The 16,865-nt window shown below is 61.7% G+C and carries 25 protein-coding genes; 11 read left to right on the top strand and 14 right to left on the bottom strand.

The annotated features are described in order from the left end of the window. The first annotated feature begins 32 nt into the window (after positions 1-32). Both P9230_RS09930 and P9230_RS09925 read left to right on the top strand, forming a co-directional pair. Complete coding sequence (locus P9230_RS09930) at positions 33-161, top strand: hypothetical protein (RefSeq protein ID WP_259979827.1); 129 nt, start codon at positions 33-35, stop codon at positions 159-161. Between the two features lie 1,071 nt (positions 162-1,232). Then, entirely contained in the window at positions 1,233-1,373 is a 141-nt protein-coding gene (locus tag P9230_RS09925; RefSeq protein ID WP_164757276.1) for a hypothetical protein, read from the top strand. Positions 1,374-1,457: 84 nt separating this feature from the next. Here P9230_RS09925 and P9230_RS09920 read toward each other — a convergent pair whose 3' ends face one another. From P9230_RS09920 to P9230_RS09910, 3 genes are all read right to left on the bottom strand, one after another. After that, on the bottom strand, positions 1,458-2,612 hold the full coding sequence (locus tag P9230_RS09920) for an L-dopachrome tautomerase-related protein (RefSeq protein WP_164757277.1): 1,155 nt from the start codon (positions 2,610-2,612) through the stop codon (positions 1,458-1,460). 139 nt (positions 2,613-2,751) lie between these two features. Further along, positions 2,752-3,789 carry an AraC family transcriptional regulator gene (locus tag P9230_RS09915; RefSeq protein ID WP_127403409.1) on the bottom strand — a complete coding sequence of 346 codons (1,038 nt, stop codon included), beginning with the start codon at positions 3,787-3,789 and terminating at the stop codon, positions 2,752-2,754. Positions 3,790-3,849: 60 nt separating this feature from the next. Continuing rightward, positions 3,850-4,680 (bottom strand): oxidoreductase, encoded by an 831-nt coding sequence (locus tag P9230_RS09910; RefSeq protein WP_127403410.1) that lies wholly within the window; start codon positions 4,678-4,680, stop codon positions 3,850-3,852. A 306-nt stretch (positions 4,681-4,986) separates the two neighbouring features. Between P9230_RS09910 and P9230_RS09905 the strand changes: the two genes are divergently transcribed. The 9 genes from P9230_RS09905 to P9230_RS09865 all read left to right on the top strand — a co-directional run bounded on the left by P9230_RS09905 (position 4,987) and on the right by P9230_RS09865 (position 11,333). Then, the gene (locus tag P9230_RS09905) at positions 4,987-5,163 is read left to right on the top strand and encodes a hypothetical protein (protein ID WP_164757278.1); all 177 of its coding nucleotides are present in this window, start codon (positions 4,987-4,989) and stop codon (positions 5,161-5,163) included. Positions 5,164-5,228: 65 nt separating this feature from the next. After that, on the top strand, positions 5,229-5,585 hold the full coding sequence (locus tag P9230_RS09900) for a hypothetical protein (RefSeq protein ID WP_127403411.1): 357 nt from the start codon (positions 5,229-5,231) through the stop codon (positions 5,583-5,585). Next, entirely contained in the window at positions 5,570-6,019 is a 450-nt protein-coding gene (locus P9230_RS09895; RefSeq protein WP_278052691.1) for a hypothetical protein, read from the top strand. Before P9230_RS09900 ends, P9230_RS09895 begins: the two co-directional genes overlap by 16 nt. Positions 6,020-6,125: 106 nt before the next feature. Further along, complete coding sequence (locus P9230_RS09890; RefSeq protein WP_278118684.1) at positions 6,126-6,722, top strand: hypothetical protein; 597 nt, start codon at positions 6,126-6,128, stop codon at positions 6,720-6,722. A gap of 293 nt (positions 6,723-7,015) precedes the next feature. Next, positions 7,016-7,618 (top strand): DUF6011 domain-containing protein, encoded by a 603-nt coding sequence (locus P9230_RS09885; RefSeq protein WP_127403413.1) that lies wholly within the window; start codon positions 7,016-7,018, stop codon positions 7,616-7,618. 45 nt (positions 7,619-7,663) lie between these two features. Next, positions 7,664-8,164 carry a hypothetical protein gene (locus P9230_RS09880; RefSeq protein WP_082980420.1) on the top strand — a complete coding sequence of 167 codons (501 nt, stop codon included), beginning with the start codon at positions 7,664-7,666 and terminating at the stop codon, positions 8,162-8,164. Continuing rightward, entirely contained in the window at positions 8,164-8,691 is a 528-nt protein-coding gene (locus P9230_RS09875) for a hypothetical protein (protein WP_278118682.1), read from the top strand. Before P9230_RS09880 ends, P9230_RS09875 begins: the two co-directional genes overlap by 1 nt. A gap of 134 nt (positions 8,692-8,825) precedes the next feature. Continuing rightward, positions 8,826-9,719, top strand: a complete 894-nt coding sequence (locus P9230_RS09870) for an ankyrin repeat domain-containing protein (RefSeq protein ID WP_066993683.1) — start codon at positions 8,826-8,828, stop codon at positions 9,717-9,719. A 216-nt stretch (positions 9,720-9,935) separates the two neighbouring features. Next, positions 9,936-11,333 carry a ParB/RepB/Spo0J family partition protein gene (locus P9230_RS09865; RefSeq protein ID WP_278118679.1) on the top strand — a complete coding sequence of 466 codons (1,398 nt, stop codon included), beginning with the start codon at positions 9,936-9,938 and terminating at the stop codon, positions 11,331-11,333. 105 nt (positions 11,334-11,438) lie between these two features. Here the strand turns inward: P9230_RS09865 and P9230_RS09860 are convergent, their stop codons facing one another. The 11 genes from P9230_RS09860 to P9230_RS09810 all read right to left on the bottom strand — a co-directional run bounded on the left by P9230_RS09860 (position 11,439) and on the right by P9230_RS09810 (position 16,784). Beyond that, entirely contained in the window at positions 11,439-11,711 is a 273-nt protein-coding gene (locus P9230_RS09860; protein WP_278118677.1) for a hypothetical protein, read from the bottom strand. After that, positions 11,711-11,986, bottom strand: coding sequence for a hypothetical protein (locus P9230_RS09855; protein ID WP_127847668.1), 276 nt, complete (start codon positions 11,984-11,986; stop codon positions 11,711-11,713). Before P9230_RS09855 ends, P9230_RS09860 begins: the two co-directional genes overlap by 1 nt. After that, a complete protein-coding gene (locus P9230_RS09850; RefSeq protein ID WP_278118675.1) occupies positions 11,983-12,339 on the bottom strand; it encodes a hypothetical protein in 357 nt (118 codons plus the stop codon). The genes P9230_RS09855 and P9230_RS09850 overlap by 4 nt, the downstream gene beginning before the upstream one ends. A 67-nt stretch (positions 12,340-12,406) precedes the next feature. Then, complete coding sequence (locus P9230_RS09845) at positions 12,407-12,670, bottom strand: hypothetical protein (protein WP_278118673.1); 264 nt, start codon at positions 12,668-12,670, stop codon at positions 12,407-12,409. Next, on the bottom strand, positions 12,670-13,653 hold the full coding sequence (locus tag P9230_RS09840; RefSeq protein WP_278118672.1) for an SAM-dependent methyltransferase: 984 nt from the start codon (positions 13,651-13,653) through the stop codon (positions 12,670-12,672). Before P9230_RS09840 ends, P9230_RS09845 begins: the two co-directional genes overlap by 1 nt. A 118-nt stretch (positions 13,654-13,771) precedes the next feature. Further along, positions 13,772-14,122, bottom strand: coding sequence for a hypothetical protein (locus tag P9230_RS09835; RefSeq protein WP_095825856.1), 351 nt, complete (start codon positions 14,120-14,122; stop codon positions 13,772-13,774). Between the two features lie 90 nt (positions 14,123-14,212). Then, complete coding sequence (locus P9230_RS09830) at positions 14,213-14,521, bottom strand: hypothetical protein (protein WP_095825855.1); 309 nt, start codon at positions 14,519-14,521, stop codon at positions 14,213-14,215. Then, a complete protein-coding gene (locus P9230_RS09825) occupies positions 14,521-14,946 on the bottom strand; it encodes a hypothetical protein (RefSeq protein ID WP_127239299.1) in 426 nt (141 codons plus the stop codon). The genes P9230_RS09830 and P9230_RS09825 overlap by 1 nt, the downstream gene beginning before the upstream one ends. Next, positions 14,936-15,640, bottom strand: a complete 705-nt coding sequence (locus P9230_RS09820; RefSeq protein WP_278118669.1) for a hypothetical protein — start codon at positions 15,638-15,640, stop codon at positions 14,936-14,938. The genes P9230_RS09825 and P9230_RS09820 overlap by 11 nt, the downstream gene beginning before the upstream one ends. Beyond that, complete coding sequence (locus P9230_RS09815) at positions 15,637-16,539, bottom strand: helix-turn-helix domain-containing protein (protein ID WP_278055525.1); 903 nt, start codon at positions 16,537-16,539, stop codon at positions 15,637-15,639. The genes P9230_RS09820 and P9230_RS09815 overlap by 4 nt, the downstream gene beginning before the upstream one ends. After that, positions 16,536-16,784 carry a GIY-YIG nuclease family protein gene (locus tag P9230_RS09810; protein WP_164746621.1) on the bottom strand — a complete coding sequence of 83 codons (249 nt, stop codon included), beginning with the start codon at positions 16,782-16,784 and terminating at the stop codon, positions 16,536-16,538. The genes P9230_RS09815 and P9230_RS09810 overlap by 4 nt, the downstream gene beginning before the upstream one ends. Positions 16,785-16,865: the final 81 nt, after the last annotated feature.

The raw sequence follows: 16,865 nt of genomic DNA, 5'->3' as shown, positions 1-16,865 counted from the left end.
AAGTCGAGATCGAAAGAACTGGGATCGGACAAATGGAAGATTACGACAACCAGAAGGGCGCCAAGCCCGAAGACGTGCGCCACGCTTTGAAAGGATGGACATTTTTCCTCGTGATAATGACAGCCATCTTTGGCGCGGCCTACGCTCTGATAGAGATGTAAGATGAACTCCCCGGCAGACGGATTGCCGGAGAAGATTGGAACGGCGGTTGGTGCGGTCGTCATCATCGCCGGTGCTTAGGGGATTTATCTAGCCCTCGCGCTATTCCGAATGGACGAGCCCCAGCCTTGAGGGGAATCGGGGCTAGGGCTCACGCATGTATACGGTACAAGCACGTCCCGGACAGCAGGGCGCTCCTAGTTTTTATAGATTGGACACTCTGCGGGCGAGCTATCACCAGACGCATCAACCTGTTTGTTGATCAGAGCGGGAGGGAAAGCGCTCTCGACAACAAACCCAAGCTGCTTACATGCATTTACGCATCGGGCTAGATCAGAGTCGATTTTATCATTGCTTAAAGATTCAGGGGCAGTTGTTAGCCCGCATGAAGCTCGCGCGCCGTCGGCGTCTCGACGCATCTCACGATTGTACGCCATCCACTGCGCCGCATCCGACCAGAGCGAAGATCAGCAATGCAACGGACGGTTCGGCGGCGCATTTCATTGAGGTTAGTCCTTCCCCTCGTCCCGCTTGCGCCGCGCCAGTTCCTTTATCTGCTCATTGATGAGCTTGGGCGCATGGTCGATCTTATCCATCGCCGCATCAAAAGCCGAGCCCGATTGATCGATCCTTAGTTCTCGGGCGGATGGCGATCGAGGGCATTACTGGTCGTGGCTTCTATTGCGCTAAGCGCAGTACGGCGCACCTGTCGACACCTCTAACCTCCGACAACTGCACTGGGCGAACACGATCTTTTGTCCGTGGCCGCATTGTAACCAATTTGGTTACACGCTAACCTGTTGTGGTCACACTTTTCCCTACCACAGAGACGAGCCGACCATGCCCTACTGCGACGACTGCCTGACCCCTTTCCCCTTCGACGACAGCGAAAGCTGCCGCTGCCCTTCCTGCAGGGAGCAGCGGGCCGACCAGTTCGCGGCCGAGGAGGAAGAGGCCGAGTTTCATGCAACGGGACAGGAGGCGCGATGCACCAATAGAGGCAGAAAATCCCTTCGATAGGGCGGCGGGAGAGGTCCCGTCGCCCACCAATACCTACCACGGAGACCAGACCAGTGACCAAGCCAGTTGAATACGAGTTCACGCTGCCCGACGGCAGCAAGCGCTACGAGATCGTGATCGAGCGCAAGGACGTCTTCACCTTCCAGAAGATGCACGGCGCCGTGAGCGCCAAGCCGGTCGAGGCGAAGCCATGAACGCGCTGATCCTCCGCAACACGGTTGAGCAGATCGTCGCCTATCGCGACGCAGCCGTGGCCGCCTACCATGAAGCCGGAAACCTTAGTGCTTGACCCGGTAGAGGAAATACGGTTGGTGGGCCGCAAGGAGAGCCTTGTCCGGCGGTCCCGCCAGTTGCCCGATATAGGCGGAGAGCGCGCTGTCGGTGAAATACAGCGAACCGTCCGGACCCGTGGCCACGCCGTCCGCCCATATCACATCATGTAAGCGTACCAACGTAGTAACGCTCTTGCTCTGCGGGTCGAACGCCATGAGGCCGCCATGCTCAACATCGGTGAGAATAACCTCGCCTGATTTGTCGATGGTTATGCCGTCGCTCATAGGTTTCGCCCCTAAGACTTCCACCTTCTTGGCAACTTCGGAAGGACCGATGTTGGCGTCGAGCACGTCGGAAAGCGGAACCCGGCAAAGATGCGAATTGGTCATTCCGGCGAGATAGACCCATTTTTGATCCGGGCTGATCTCTATTCCGTCAAGGCCGACTGCGACGTTCACGAGGCCTCCGGCCATGCGGTACACGCCAAACGGGGTCTGCATCAACCAGTCCTCGGGCGAGGTGCACGGATGGGCTCCCAGAGCGGTGCGGAATGTTTGATCCTGTACAGAGAAAACGATGAGTTTCGGCCCGGTGAACCGCATTATGCCAGTATCGGCCAGGAGGACATATTTGCCATCGTCGGTCACACGCAGATCCTGGGCGAACTGCGCCTCCTTGCCAGGGAACTCAAAATACGCAAGGCGCTGCCGCGTCGCCAGATCGAAGGCCCACAGGCGAGTATGCTGGAAATCAAAGCTTGCCGGCTCGATCAGCCAAAGGCGGTTCTGCTTATCGACGGTCATGCCAAACGTGCCCTGAAAATCCTTCTGGGCCGCCATGGAGGGGAATGGCGTGATTTTTCCGTCGGCCAGTTCAAAGACGGTCGCGTCGGAAAACCGCCCCGCACGGGCGATCGGATGGTAGTTGAAATAAACATGCCCGTTTGGCGCGACCGCCACATTGCCGGGAGGGTATTCAAGGCTAACCAGCTTCTCGAGCTTGCCGAGACCACCCGGATTTGCCGAACCGATATCGGAGTAAAGCGTGCCCCTGCCATATTCGAACTTGACGAACGCCAGCGCAGCGATGACCCCAAACGTGAGGACCAGACCAATGCGCAATAGGAGCCGCCCTATGCCCTTGCCAGTTTGCTTGCTCATTGTCTGTTCCCTTCTTGTCGCAATAGTCCAGTGTTCATTGGGGCGACGGTCACAGCGTCGACCCATGTCATCTGCGTTCGGTGCCCGAACGGTTGTTAAGTCTCTGTTCCGGTTGCTCTCACCAGCGGCCAGATCCTCGCTAATGCAAGGAGCCTTGCCTCTCTGGCATCCCACCGCTATTGAGTTCGCGCCACTGGTTGGGTGTGACGCCTTCCCAGTCGCGGAAAGCGCGGTAGAAAGAACTGGTATCCTGGTAGCCCAACAGGCAGGCCACTTCGTCGATGTCGGCGGAGAGATCGGCGAGAAGCTGATGGCCCAGTTCTTGCCGCGCCTCCATGAGGAGTTCCCGAAACGTCGTCCCCTCCTCGGTGATACGGCGCTGCAAGGTGCGCTCGCTGAGACCCATATCGGTGGCAATTCCGGACAATTCCGGCCGTCCGCTGGCCAAGTTCCTTTTCAGGACCAGCTTCACTTGATCCCGGATTGAGGTGAGCGCCTGAAGTTCACCGAGAGCTGACGCGAGTGCCGGTGTGAGGATCTCCAACAGTTCCGGATTGTGGCCCGGAAACGGACGATCAAGATCAGGGGCCTTCAGAATGAGGATGTCACCAGGCGCGCCATAGCGGATCGGACAGCCGAAGTAGGCTGCATGTGCGTCGCTGCCCGGATTGGGCCGCCTCAGCTCGAGGCGCACGGGTGATAGGTTCTGCCCCGTCCCTCGCCGGCCGAGCTCGACCAGAAACGCGAAGGTGATGTCTACAGCAATCGCCGGTTCTGGCTTAGTCGCATAAAGCCACTCGCTGCTGATGGATACCTCACCGTTTTCCTCGGAAAAGTGGAGCTGCTCTGGTGTGCAAAGCCTTTTAAACCTGGCCACCCTCGACAATCCGTCACGGTAGTCTCGCGCGTGAAACGCCGCCAAAGTCGATGGCGGATGGACCGCGGTATCGGCGCTCTTCACCAGCTTGATCCCGAGGCCGCTATCCGATGAAAGAACTTCCAACGCCTCGAAGATCGCGAAGTACTGTTCAGTCGTGACCAGGCCTTGGGGGTTGAGGTGCAAAGTGGCAGGCAGGCGGGCCTGCCTCAGGATCGCTGCCGGCCGAAGCCCCAAAGCCTCGATCGCTCGCCAGAACGCCTGCGGGACTTTACATCTGTCGGCGGGAGTTGCACTCATCACCCGTTCTCCTTTGTTCAAATCGTGTAGGGCCTCAGTAAGCGCGGCTTGTGTCGTGTCCTATCGCATCTGGCTCATGATAATCCGATCGAACATGCGGTCGCCGAACCACTTCCGGATGAAAACCATGGGCTTGGCGTATTTGCCGACGACGTACCGCGTCTTCGGCCTATGCAACCCGATCGCCCTAGAAACGACATCGGCGACGACGCTCGGATTGGTTCCACGACCGTGCCCGTAGGTCTGCCTTGTTGTCCGGGCGACGATCTCGGAGACCTTGGCATAGGCACTCCTGGCGGAGCGCTTGACAAGGCCATCGGCGACGACATCGCCGAAGGCGGTCTCGATCAGGCCGGGCTCGACGACGACGACATTGATCCCGAAGGGCTTGAGTTCGAGCCTCAGACTGTCCGACCAGCCCTCAAGCGCGTGCTTGGTGGCGTGGTACCAGGCGCCAAGCAGCGTGTAGATCTTGCCCCCCATGGACGTGATGTTGACGATGGTGCCGGCACCCTTCTGGCGCATCGCTGGCAGCAGAAGCTGCGTGAGCCGTGCCGGCCCGAAAACGTTGACCTCGAACTGGTAGCGAGCCTCGTCGATCCCGACGTCTTCAACCGGTCCGTAGAGGCCAAAGCCTGCGTTGTTGACCAGGACATCGACGCCGCCCGACTGTGCGATGATGGTGTCGACGGCGGCCTGGATATCGCTATCGACCGAGATATCCATACGAAGCGGAATCGCGCCAAGTTTGGCAAGATCGCCCATCCTGTCGACATTACGGGCAGCGACATAGACCTTGAGCCCGTCCTTAATCAGCCGGATAGCGATTTCCTTGCCCATGCCGGAAGACGCGCCAGTAACAAGTGCGATTTTTGTTTGTGGTTTCACCATTTTACTTTGACCTTCCTTATTCGATGAAGTGAGTCCTAATCCAAAAAAGTGCCCGGCGCATTAGCGGCCGGCGCCATACCAGTAGCAAATCCCGCCACCGTCTCGCGTGGGCTGCCACCGATTGTCAGAGTTGGGCGGCATCTTCTGGCCGCAATGACGCTGTCAGCCCCAAGACATGGGTAGAACGTAAGAGGGAACAGCGGGCACCAGCTTCTCGATCAGTCAGATCGCGACTTTGAGCGCGATATCGATCACGTCGTCCATGCGCTCCACTTCCTGGAAGACGGCGGGTGCCTCGCCGCCATCATGTCGGCCGGCGCCGAGTTCCGCGAGACGCGCAAGGCCATGGCCTTCCGCGCCCTGATCGAGAAGCTGAACGGCCAGTTCTGCGATCTGCCGCAGGACCCTTTCGCCGAGGTCGGAACCTACGTGACCACCGTCACCGTCAAGGTCTGCAAGGACGGCCGCCGAAATCACTTTTAGGTTGCCCATATTGTAACCAAATTGGTTACACAGTAGAATACAAAATCCTTACCGCGGAGTCCAAAATGTTTCGCCCGTTACCAGAAGACGAGGAGGAGCGGCGGCGCCGGCTCCCCACCATCATCCAGGCCCTCGACATGTGGTCGTCCTGGCATAGCGACTGGTCGCCCCTCGGCTGCACCGGGGATTACGCCCTGGACATGCGGCTCGCAGATGCATTCCGCAATCTGCTCTACCGGCCGGAGCTTCGCGACCGGCTTGACTGGATCGAGCGACAGCTACGCGAGCCCCGCCATCGTGCGGTCGACGACCGCTACCAGGCCGAGCTGATCAAGTGGTGGCTCGAATTGTTCGCCAGCGAGACGCTCCCCACCATCAACCAACGCCTCGAGGCACGAGAACTGCAATGCGCTTCATCCTGATCGATTCCACACTCCGGCGCGCCATCGACTTCCAGACGCCGCGCCCTCTGGGGCACCAGCTCTTCTGCGAACTTCTTGAGAGCGACAGCCTCGACCGCGTGGAGTTGGCGCCGGGCCTGGACCTCTGGCTCTCAACCGGACCATGGCGAAGGACGTTCCAGTTTTTCCGCTCGGGCGCCGAGTTCGCGGGCAATGGGATCCTGGCAGGACGAACGCTGCTCGACGACGTCAAGAGCTTGCCGCGCGCCATCAGTTTCGAGACGGTGACGGCGTGGGTCAATTATCCCGAAGTGCGCTTCGAGGCGCCGCAGCCACGCCGGAAATATCAAAGGCCGACCGGGTTGCCCCTGATCGGCCCTCCTCTCCATCCCTACCACAGGACAGCGCCCGAAGGCGCTGGAGAGAACCCATACCTAATGCAGATGTACGGGTGAGGCAACGTACCAAAATGGTAACACACAGTGTCATTTTGGTTGCTTGAGAAGTTCACCGGATTTACATTTGGACCTGTCCAAAGCCCTACCGCCGAAAGAGACGAAGATGCGCATTTTCACCAGCTCCTGGTTCACCAAGCTGCCGCCCGAAATCCAGAAGATCGGGGTGTCGAGGGGCACGCCGCGAGGATATCCGGCGGGCTACCGCAAAATGCCCGAACTCGCCCCAGGCGAATGGTTCAAGACCGCCAGCGAACGGGAGTATAAGCAGCTCTACTTCGAAGGCCTCGACAGGCTCCATCCTGGCCGGATCGTCGCCAAGATGGAAGACCTCTCGGGCGGCAGGGACGTCGCCCTGCTCTGCTACGAGGCCCCGACCGACAACCAGTATTGCCATCGCGCCTACATCTCGGTCTGGCTGAAAGAAAAGCTCCGGCTCGAAGTGTTCGAACATGGCCTGGAGGCCGAGGGCTGCGGTTGGCACCATCCCAAGCTGCCGGCGCAATACCGCCTGCGTCAGCCACCGCAGCCCCTCCAGGTCGCGCCCTACCTCGGCGCCGAAGCGCCCGACCAGCAGGGCCGCGTCTGGAAGGTGATCGGCGTCAGTCCGGAACACGTCGACCAGGCACTCGTGCAATGCGGCGACGACCAGCGCTCGATTTCCGGCGCCGTCCTGGAATCCCGGTTCAAGCCGGTGAACTGACCGCCACCGAAGTCATTGAAATTATTGTTCTTTTTTGCCTGCACCCACTTGTAACCGATTTGGTTACAAGCTAAGTTATTGAAGTAACTTAGAAATTCAGATCGGTGCAGCAGAAAGCCGTTTCCTTTCACCGCTGCAGCCTTCGCCGGAACTCCCCTTTCAGCAACGGGCCGGCGATTGGTGACTTCTCGTCAAACTGACCGGCCGAGTGAAATCGAACCGGGGACGGGCCAGGCCTAGCATAACCGCCGGAGCCGCACCGATCTGGGAAATCCCTACCACGGAGACCAGATATGAACCTCGAAATCGAAGCCCTGCGCCAGTCAGCTCCCAAGCTGCACGGCCGCGACGCGGAGTTCGCGGCATCCCTCCTGCACCAGTATGACAGCCGCTCGAGTCTCTCGGAAAGGCAATGGCCCTGGGTGGCGACCTTGACCCAGCGCGCACAAGCCGGCGAGCCCGCGGCGCCGAAGGCCAAGGTCGGCTCGATGGATGGCCTGATCGCGCTGTTCGACACGGCCATCGCCAACAAGCTCAAGCATCCGAAGATCCGCTTCGACGTCAACGGCGAGACCGTCGTCCTCGCTCTCGCGGGTGAGCGCTCCGCTCACGCCGGCCAGATCAACGTATCGTCGCCGGGACCCTTCGAGAGCCGCGACTGGTACGGCCGCATCGACCGCAAGGGAGAGTTCACCCGCTCGCGCCGGTCGCCCGGTCCTGACGGCCTGGTGGCCGCTCTCGCCGCTCTGGCCGAGAACCCCTCGAAGGCCGGCGCGGCGCACGGCAAGCGCACCGGCAACTGCTGTTTCTGCGCGACCGAGCTGACCGACCACCGCTCCATCGACGTCGGCTACGGGCCGGTGTGCGCCAAACGCTGGGGACTGGCGTGGGGTTGATCCCCGCGCCTTCCTCGAGATCCACCCCTACCACGGAGAAAGACAATGACCATCAACGTGACGCCGGCCGAGATGCTGGCGATCTGCAATGCTCTCGCCGCCTCGGGCAACCAGGCGCTTTCCGCCCGGCTGGCCGAGGATGCCGAGATGGGCGAGCCGAAGACCGGCTTCGACGAAGCGATCGAGAAGGCGCTGGCGCGCCGGTCGCACGACACCGCGAACCGCATCCGCGCCGAACGCCGCATCGCCCGCGCCCTGGTGAAGGCCTGCCTCGACCGGGGCTACCTGATTTCCGTCTACGACAGCGAGGACTGGGTGGTGAGGCGTTCCGACGACAAGGCGGCAATCATGCTGGCGCTGTTTTCGACCGACGAGGATGGCATCCATCTGCGAAGTCCCACCGGCGACAAGCTCGGCTGGTTCCAGCTGATCTATGGCAATTCGGGCTACGATGTCGTGTCCGACCATGCCGACAACGAAATCTGCAACGCGATCTGGGACGAGGTCATTTCGCCCTTGGCCGACAAGCTCGAAGGGGAAATGTGATGGAGACGATTTACATCAGCATCGCCGCCAAGGGCACGATGGAATCGCTGAACAGCGCCGCGCGAGGCAAGGGCGAAGTCGTGCTTTCGTTCTACGGCCCGAAGGGCGGGTCGCGGGCGTGTGAAACACTCACGCTCGAGTCCGCCGCCACGCTCCGCGACGAGCTCGTCGAAAGGCTCCCGTTCGATCACGCCAGCGAGACCGTCGACGCTCTGACTCAGGCCGAGTCGTTCATTTCCGGCTTCGAGAGTGATCCGCTGCAGAAGGGCGTCGGTGACATCCTGGCCAGTTTGCGCGCCGCGATCCCGCGCGAACGGGCGCGGCCGGACATCCTGGCGGCGCTCAAACTCTGCGTCATCCGAGACCCAAGCCTGAATAGCAATGCGATGGTGGCCGAAGCCATCGCCAAAGCCGAGCCGTCGGCGACGGCGGCCGCCACCAGTCGTCCCGGCGATCAGGCCGCGATCTATGCCGAAGAGACCGGCATCGACTACGCGACCGCGCTCGTTCGCTGCAACATGGACTGAGGGTGGCTGGCATGAACATCGACACACCACCACCGTCCAGCCGATCGTCGTCCCCTCTTCATATATTAGCGTGTACTAACTCTCTGCGTTCGGTTAAATTGCAGGGTGAGATACGAGCAGCCTAGAGGGGTGCAATGATCAAGCCGGGACGCATGTGGACGCTGTGGGTTTCGTGCGCTCTCCTGGCCCTGCCCGCGCAAGCGAGCAGCTTGGGGGATTTGGTCAAGGATGGCGACGTCGCGGCCGTGACCTCCGCCTTGGACAAAGGCGCAGATGTCAACGAAATCGACGGTGTTACGGCGCTCTACATCGCCTCCGAACGTGGAAATGTCGAGTTGGCAGCGCTGCTGATCAAGCGTGGGGCAGACGTCAACCTGCCTGTCAGTTGGCAAAGAACGCCACTCTACGCCGCCAATAAGGGTGGGCATGCTGCCATCGTCAAGCTGCTGCTAGACAACGGGGCCGATCCAAATCGGGTGGCGAAAGCGCAGACGCCGCTGCATGTTGCTGCCGAAAATGGCTGCCTTGAGTGCGTTATCCACCTTGTCGGCGCCGGAGCAGACGTCAACGCCCTGACGTCGAATGGAAGTCCGCCGATACATCTGGCCAAGGTCGGAGGCCACGAGGACGTCGCGGCGTACTTGCGCGATCATGGCGCCGCAAGACCGGCCATCGCGCCGATTTCCGCACTCCTTGCATCAGCAAACGCTCAATCGGGCAAAGAGATATACGACAGCACCTGCGTCGCCTGTCATCTTTCGCCGGGCGTCAAGGTGCCCAAAAAGGTCAATCTGTGGGGCATCGTCGGGCGCGAGAAAGGATCCCAAAGCGATGTCCAGTATTCGGCGGCTCTGAAAGACGCTGGCGGCAAATGGACCTTTGAGGAGCTCAATCTCTTCATCTCGAATCCCTCGCTCACGTTGCCCGGTACGGACATGTCTTTCCCGGGTTTGAAGGAGGGAAACAAGCGGGCGGACCTCATTGCCTACCTGCGGACCTTGAGTGATGCACCGCTGCCGCTCCCTTGACCGCTGTTGTCGGAAACTTTGATACCAGCCATCCGCTTCCCTGATCATCAGACGCCGAGGCAGGATTACCATTTTGCACGGCTTCGTTTCTGGCGGTCGCGCGCGCAAGCGGGGGGCCCGCTGATCGGAACTTTTCTTGGTAACCACTTGTAACCATATCGGTTACATGCTAAGTTATTGATGTTGCTAGCAAATTCCCTACCACGGAGCCCGACCATGAAGAAGCGCATCCCCCTCAACCTTGTTATCCCGAATCCCGACCAGCCGCGCAAGCATTTCGACCCGGTGAAGATTCGCGAGCTGGCTGAATCGATCCGCGAGCGCGGCCTTATCCAGGCCATCACGGTTCGCCCGGTTTTCCTGACCGACGGTCGAATCGAAGAAATCACATCGGAGAACATCGCAGAATGGAACACTTTGCTCGACCTCCAATCGAAGTCGTCGCCTACACGGCCGGCTTCATCGACGGAGAGGGAACGATCAGCGTCAAAGGCAACCGGTTCCGTGTCGTCGTCAGCCAGTCAGTCACAAACGACGGCGCAACGATCTGCCGATGGTTGCGAGACGCATGGTGCGTCGGCACCGTCGCTCCATCACACCGAGTCTTTCACGGGAAAACCTGGGAGCAGTGGTTCTGGACCGTCGCGGCGGCGAGAGAGGTCAAGCACGTCATCGATTGTTGCCTTCCCTACTTCCACGTCAAACGAAGCGCGGCAGATCAAGTCGGAGTTAGAGTCAACGACTTCCTCAACAACGGGCATCGGTGCCGGTGGTCGCCGGAGGAAATCAAATTCCTCGGAGATCAATGGCGGCGGCACGACGACTGGATCGGCGAACAGCTCAGACGAAGCGCTACAAGCGTCCGACATCAACGTCGAGCCCTCGGCCTCGCCAAGCCGCCGGGCGGTCTATGAGATCGTCGGTGGCGAGCGCCGCTGGCGCGCTCACCAGCTGATCGAGGCGGCCGACATTCTCTGCGAGGTCGTGAAGATCGACGACAATGAGATGGCGCTGCAGGCGATCGTGGAAAACCTCGCCCGTGCCGACATCAAGCCGCTGGAGGAAGCGCGCGCGTTTCAGGCGATGATCGACCGCGGCTGGACAGTCGAGCAGCTGGCGAAGGATATCGGCGTCCAGCCGACGCGCATCAAGGCCCGCACGGCGCTGCTGAATCTCGACGAGACGATCCAGAAGCTGGTCGACAGTGGCGCGTTCCCGCTCGGCCACGCGAACGATCTGGTCGACCTCCCCACGGCCGATCAGATCAGCATCGTGAGGCTGTTCTCCAGCGGCAAGTTGAAAGACTGGTCGAGCATCAAGGCCGCGGCGCAGGCGGTCCGCGACCGGATCGAGCAGGGCGGCATGTTCGACGACGAGAACAGGCCGGAGCCCTCGAAGGACGATATCGCTGCCATGAGCAGGATGGAGAAGACGGTCGAGCGCATCATCGCCGCGATCGCCGGTGGTTTTAAGGATGGCGAGTGCATCGCCTTGAAGTCGGTCGACCCCACCAAGGCCGACAAATGGGCCGACACGCTTGCGGCGGCGTCCCGCTCCATCCGTTCGATGGAGTCGCAGCTGCGCCAGGCACATGCGCGCTCGATGCTGGTGTAGGAATCCGCACCGCTGGCACCGCCGGCGGCTGTGGTAGGGAGGGGCAGCGGATTGGTCTCCGCTGCCCCATTTTCTTGTCGAGTGTAGAGGCCCCGCGAGCGCGCGTCAGTCGCCGGCCTTCCCATCACACGCCCGATGGCCGCCACGCTCGTCCTCGGCCGCCTCTGGTGGTGCAGCGTCCAATCTGGCGAGTTCCTTCGCCCGCACCGTGGCGCAGCGTTCGCATTGCCCGGCGCCCGAATTTTCCATGAGCCATCCGGCGGGCGCATCCTGGGAGCCGCAGAGAGAGACGGCGAGTCCGAGACCGCGCCGGCGAAAGTAGTGCGTGGTGACCGCCGTTGGCGACTTGAGAGCCCAGCCCTCGCGAAATCCTGACATCAGCGGTGCTCCACCGGAATCATCCGGCCCTTTCGAAAGATGCGTTCGGCCGCGTCGCGGGCGCTGGTGATCGTTTCTCCGTCGCGCCTCATATGACCATTGAAGTAGCGCAGCAGGCTCTCCGTGACCGCCTTCGAGGCCTCCAGCTCGGTCGGGAAAATCTTCGGCTCGCCGCCGGGGCCAAGCACCGGCTCGGCGCGCCCATCCTCGGCAAAGCGCAGCATGGCGTGATGACCACCCAGGACCGGCGTGGTGAAGCCCGCGAAGTGGTTCATGCGGCAGACCTTTCGATGATTTCGGGATCGGCTTCCTTGCACTGGCGAGCTCGAAGGAGTCGGCAGATGCCGCGCGTCAGCTCCTTTCCGGTGCAGTGCCACCGCAAGGCCGCGATCATGTCGGTCATGACAGATTGGCGCGTCGCCGAGACGCGCAACGACGAGCAAAGCTGTTGCAGCTCGTCACGCCAGAGAAGATCGATTGCGCTCGCAGGCAGAGGGCGCTCGAAGACAGGGTGAGGCAACGCCCACTTTTCGAGATGATCGTGGTTGGCGGTGGGCAAGGCGCGCCGGCGCTCCGGATACACCCAGATTTCGCATTTGTGGCTGATCCCCTCAGGCACCTTGCGCATGTAGAATTTTCCGTCGCGCTCTTCGTGAGCCGCCCACTGGTTTGTCTCCTGCTCGACCAGGAATTTTTCATGGATCGCCGCGATGACGTGATGGGCCGCGCCGAACACTCGATGTGAGCTGTGCCGGCAGGCGATCGAGCTTGTCCTTGGCCGACTTCACCTCGCACGCGATGATCTCGGCACGGTCGACGGCGAGCACATCGATGCGGTTCGGGCCATTCGAGCTAACGTTGATCTCATGGATGATCCTGGCATTGGGGCGGCGCTGGCGCAGGCGAGCCACAGCGGCATCTCGGATCTCGGCTTCGGCCGAGCTTCGATAGGCAGGCATCATACGGTCTCGCTCGGCAGATAGTCTTTCCAGTCGACGCGGTTGATGACCGTCGGACCGGCATAGTCGCCGACCAGGTTCTGTTCCCAGACGAACCAGGCCAAGTTCATGCGGCTCGAGGCTTCGTTGCCGTCCCAGCCGTCGCGATGCATCATCGGCAGGCGCCGCGTGAAGACATGGATGCGCGCCGGCTTGCAGTCGTCCATGGCGTAGTTGCGGTCCGGATCGTCGAAGCCGCAGAGGAAATTGAGGTTGAGCAGCAACGCCATCTTCGGCGGCCGGTGCACGCGCAGCGCATGCGCAACGAAAGCATTGAGCACGCCGCCGTAGGGCGGGTTGGTGGCGATATCGTCGCAATCGTCGCCTGCCTCGCTGGTGAGGAAGTCCCGGACCTCCTGCAGGACGCCGTGGCGATCGGCGGTGCCATAGTCAATGAGATCGGAAAGCACGACGTCATAGCCGGCCGCCTCCAGCATGCGCGAGATCGCGCCTCGACCGCATGCCGGTTCCTTGATGCGAGGGCCGAAGGTCTCCAGCGCCAGGAGCGCGTGCATCGCTTCCGGGCACGTCTCGTAGAGATTGTTGCCGCGCTCGTCCGCGCTTGCCGTGTCGGTGCCGATCGCCACGCGCAGGTTCGCCCGGCTGGGCTCGAGTCCTTCCGCGACCCGCCCGGCGATCACCCGCTCTACGATGCCAGGATCTCGACGCTCGGCATCCGCCAGCTTGCGGGCGTCGTGGATTTCCTTTCGGGTGAGCCCGGCTTCGGCTGCCGTGAAACCGTTCCCGTCTGGAACGGTTTTCGGTCTGCCGCCTTTCGACGCCTCCCCTCTTTCCTGGGCGGCAGTCCACTCGGTGGCGATCGTGATCTTGGCGCGGGCCTCGATCAGCAGGGCGTCGCCCTGGAGCTTGCGCGCCTTGAAGATCAGGTGCTCGCCGGCATTGGAAGCGAGCAGCATAGCTGCCGGCGGCCTTCGCCTGGTCATAGGCACCCGACGCCAGCATGCGCGCCGACGCGACGTCGCCGTCGTCGAACAGCACCCGAGCTCGCTCGATCGCCTGAGCGAGTCCGGATTCGTCGAAGGGGACAACCGCGTTCATGGCCTATGCCATTTCAGACAGCTTGGCGCGGGCCGGGTCGAGCACCTCGAGTGTCGTCCTGATCTGGTGGAGATCGGCGTCGGTCTCCTGGTAGCAATTGTCGCGCACCAGCTTCGCCTGCGCGATGACGCGCTCGTACTCAACCGTCGCGGCGGCCTTGGTCGCCTCGAGTTCGGTCTCCTTGGTGCGCAGCCGGTCGATGTGCCGTTTCAGGGACATGCCGGTGGTGACGATCATGTTGCGAACCGTAGGTTTCGGCTGGGAGGTATCTCGGGCGAGTTCCTGGGAGACGGCCTCAGCGAAGTCCTCGTCGACATCCAGCGGCTCGGTGCCAGCGGTTTGTAGAGTGTCCATATCAGTTGATCCTCAGGTAGATGCCGCGACACGACACGCGCGGGATTGCGCGGTCGCGAAGACGGCGGATGAAACGGGAAAGGCGGGCGATCATTGCGCTTGCTCGCCGTATTGCTCGGCGACGAGGGCGCCGACGATCTCGTCGACATGGTCGTCGCTCCACCACTTGCCTTTCTTGGCGCCGATCACCTGGCCCTGCGCCGAGCGCGGAGTGCCATAGGCGAGACATTTGCCGAGCCCAACTCGACGGGCGTCAGGAAAGGCGATGATCAAGGCTTCCATTGCGACATGGCGCGCCCGCATGCCGAGTTCGCCGGAGCACACCGCAAACGGATCCTCTCGGTGCGGCCGGCAGGCCATTACGATGGCAAGGGCAATCTGGTCGGCTGTCGGGAACATCAGACGATCCCCGCCGCGAAGCGGTCGGCCGCGCGAATGGCTTGACCTTTGAGCATGTGCATCATCTCGGACTGCGACCAGATAGGGGACCGAAGGGATGCGGCCTCGGCCAGGATCAGGCCGTGAAGCACGTCGAGACTTGCCCGGTACCAATGCTGGCCGAGATGGCAGTTGGCGAGCGTCCGCTCGGCACCCAGCACGATGGTGCGCGCCACCGCGAGCCCCGGCGTCCAGACGACATGTGCGAAATGCAGCCTCTCCCACCGCCCGGGCTGGAGCTGGGGGAGATGCGCTTCGATGTTCTCGGCCGTCGCGAGCCGGAAGACACCCGGGTCAGCCTCGAAGCCGACGGCGCAGACCGCGGCATGGCCGGCGTTCTTGCGCCGATCGACCAGGTTGCGCGGCATCGCGATGTCAACCGGCATTGTTTTCCTGCTCCTCACGCCGGCGACGTTTCTCCTCGCGCTTGCGTTCCCTTCGAAGCTGGTCGATTTCCCGGACGGTCTTGCGCCGGAAACTACGGCTGGTGCGAACCAGGCCGAACTCCTTCTCGATGCCGACCAGGATCTGGCCGAGGACCCGGCTCTTGACGTCGTGCAGCGCCTGCCTCGACATGACCTCGACGCGATGCCGGTCCCAGACGCGCGTGCAGAACTCGACGCCGTGGCCGCCGGCAGGCGCCAGGAAAGTCCGCTTGTAGCGCTGCGCGTCCTGCCCTTGCCGCCCTGCCCGCACGAAGCGGAGAAGGTCCATGATGTCGACCATGCGATCGGCGGCCGACTGGTGAACCACGATGCGAACTTCGGTGCTGTCGTACTGTGGCATCCCGTCGGCCATGCGCGACAGCTCACGCACATAGGCCTGATGCTCGGTCTCTCGCGACGAGGGCATAGCCGATCCGACCTTGGAGACCATGCGGCGTTCGACGTCGGGCATGTTTCGGGCCGTGTCGACGGCGTCGGCAAACAGTATCCAGAGCAGGTCGCGCGGCGTGGGCAGGCCCCGCTTGTTCTTGGTGAAGAAGATGTCCTCGGCATGCCGCATGTGCTCGATGAAGCGGTCGATCCGCTTCTCCAGCTCGGCGGGCGTATCGAGAAAAAGGCGCTTCATCTTCATCATGCCCGATCCGCCGAAGCAGTAGCCGTTGCGGTTCCAGATGTTGCCATTTTGGTTACACTTTGGGCAAGCGAAAGATCGCTCGGCCACCGCGTTTTGCGTAGGATGCGACAACACTTAATCGTGCTTTGGACGCCCGGCTCACCATAGTGGCGGCGGATCGAGCCCAGCCATGCGCCCCACTCGGGCCGCTCGGGCGTGATCACGAAATCCCCATCCTTGTCGATGGGTGGCGCGCCATGGAACTCGAGGAAGAGCTGCTTTTTCAGGAAGGGGATCATCAGGGGCTTTTCCTTCCGAAGGATCATGGTCGTTCGATAGGTCTCCGCCGTCGCAATCGCCAGCGCCTTGCCGTCAGCTTCAAGGCTTGCGAACGTCTTCGCAGCCGCTTCCCGGCTGTCCGGTCGCATCTTCTCTGGCCATGAGGACCACAGCATATCGAAATCCCCTCCGCCCGGCGCGTCAGCGCGCCCTGGAGGTTCTCTTACTGGTTCCCTTACAGGGTTAGAGTCCGGATTCCGGACTCGGCTATAGGCATTTTCCGGACACGGCTCGCCCTCTTTTCCGGACTCGGCCCCGTGTCCAGATTCCGGACTCGGCTCCACCACATCTTGTGCCGTGACGAAATCGGCCTCGAACGCGAACCGATAGCGCGTGTTCTCCTGCTGTTTGGTGCGGGGGTTGATATGCTGCTCCCGGCGAATTAGGCCGGTCAGCTCCAGGATTTTGAGATGCTCATTGAGCGCAGAGCGCGACATCTCGCAGTCATAGGCGAGCTTGTCTTGGGACGGGAAGCAGCCAAGGTCGGGGTTGTGGCGGTCGCAGAGATGCCAGAGGACGATGCGCGTGGCAGGTTTGAGCCCGCGCTGGGTTATGGCCCAATTTGTGGCGGCATGGCTCATGCTGGCAGTGCCTCAACTGCCGCGACCGCGGTTTCGACCGGGCAACTATACCACTCGCCAGACAGGCGCCATTTGGCCAGGGCAATGTGGGTGAGCCGCTCAGCGTCCTGATGGTCTGCGAAATGCCGCTGGAACACCACCACCGCTTTGATGGCCTTGTTGCGATTGACGACCTTGCAGCGGCGGGTGGGATCGGTCGACATCCCGATCTTTACCCCGCCGTGCTCAGCCGTCATCACATACACGAAGCCCGGATCCTCGCGGATCGGTCTCGGGCAATGCCTACGAATTATCGTCATGTCGCTCTCTCAACTGCGAGGAGCGGC

It is taken from the genome of Mesorhizobium sp. WSM4887 (assembly GCF_029625865.1).
Lineage (GTDB): Bacteria > Pseudomonadota > Alphaproteobacteria > Rhizobiales > Rhizobiaceae > Mesorhizobium.
Note: the sequence above shows the minus strand (reverse complement) of the source record. Positions and strands in the feature narration are given on the sequence as shown.

Coding starts and splice junctions, on each gene's coding strand:
- P9230_RS09900 (WP_127403411.1), top strand. CDS start 5,229: ATGTTTCGCCCGTTACCAGAAGACGAGGAGGAGCGGCGGCGCCGGCTC.
- P9230_RS09875 (WP_278118682.1), top strand. CDS start 8,164: ATGGAGACGATTTACATCAGCATCGCCGCCAAGGGCACGATGGAATCG.
- P9230_RS09915 (WP_127403409.1), bottom strand. CDS start 3,789: ATGAGTGCAACTCCCGCCGACAGATGTAAAGTCCCGCAGGCGTTCTGG.
- P9230_RS09815 (WP_278055525.1), bottom strand. CDS start 16,539: ATGAGCCATGCCGCCACAAATTGGGCCATAACCCAGCGCGGGCTCAAA.
- P9230_RS09855 (WP_127847668.1), bottom strand. CDS start 11,986: ATGAACCACTTCGCGGGCTTCACCACGCCGGTCCTGGGTGGTCATCAC.
- P9230_RS09865 (WP_278118679.1), top strand. CDS start 9,936: ATGAAGAAGCGCATCCCCCTCAACCTTGTTATCCCGAATCCCGACCAG.
- P9230_RS09845 (WP_278118673.1), bottom strand. CDS start 12,670: ATGCCTGCCTATCGAAGCTCGGCCGAAGCCGAGATCCGAGATGCCGCT.
- P9230_RS09890 (WP_278118684.1), top strand. CDS start 6,126: ATGCGCATTTTCACCAGCTCCTGGTTCACCAAGCTGCCGCCCGAAATC.
- P9230_RS09930 (WP_259979827.1), top strand. CDS start 33: ATGGAAGATTACGACAACCAGAAGGGCGCCAAGCCCGAAGACGTGCGC.
- P9230_RS09885 (WP_127403413.1), top strand. CDS start 7,016: ATGAACCTCGAAATCGAAGCCCTGCGCCAGTCAGCTCCCAAGCTGCAC.
- P9230_RS09835 (WP_095825856.1), bottom strand. CDS start 14,122: ATGGACACTCTACAAACCGCTGGCACCGAGCCGCTGGATGTCGACGAG.
- P9230_RS09825 (WP_127239299.1), bottom strand. CDS start 14,946: ATGCCGGTTGACATCGCGATGCCGCGCAACCTGGTCGATCGGCGCAAG.
- P9230_RS09850 (WP_278118675.1), bottom strand. CDS start 12,339: ATGCGCAAGGTGCCTGAGGGGATCAGCCACAAATGCGAAATCTGGGTG.
- P9230_RS09830 (WP_095825855.1), bottom strand. CDS start 14,521: ATGTTCCCGACAGCCGACCAGATTGCCCTTGCCATCGTAATGGCCTGC.
- P9230_RS09895 (WP_278052691.1), top strand. CDS start 5,570: ATGCGCTTCATCCTGATCGATTCCACACTCCGGCGCGCCATCGACTTC.
- P9230_RS09905 (WP_164757278.1), top strand. CDS start 4,987: ATGTCGGCCGGCGCCGAGTTCCGCGAGACGCGCAAGGCCATGGCCTTC.
- P9230_RS09820 (WP_278118669.1), bottom strand. CDS start 15,640: ATGATGAAGATGAAGCGCCTTTTTCTCGATACGCCCGCCGAGCTGGAG.
- P9230_RS09870 (WP_066993683.1), top strand. CDS start 8,826: ATGATCAAGCCGGGACGCATGTGGACGCTGTGGGTTTCGTGCGCTCTC.
- P9230_RS09840 (WP_278118672.1), bottom strand. CDS start 13,653: ATGACCAGGCGAAGGCCGCCGGCAGCTATGCTGCTCGCTTCCAATGCC.
- P9230_RS09860 (WP_278118677.1), bottom strand. CDS start 11,711: ATGTCAGGATTTCGCGAGGGCTGGGCTCTCAAGTCGCCAACGGCGGTC.
- P9230_RS09920 (WP_164757277.1), bottom strand. CDS start 2,612: ATGAGCAAGCAAACTGGCAAGGGCATAGGGCGGCTCCTATTGCGCATT.
- P9230_RS09910 (WP_127403410.1), bottom strand. CDS start 4,680: ATGGTGAAACCACAAACAAAAATCGCACTTGTTACTGGCGCGTCTTCC.
- P9230_RS09880 (WP_082980420.1), top strand. CDS start 7,664: ATGACCATCAACGTGACGCCGGCCGAGATGCTGGCGATCTGCAATGCT.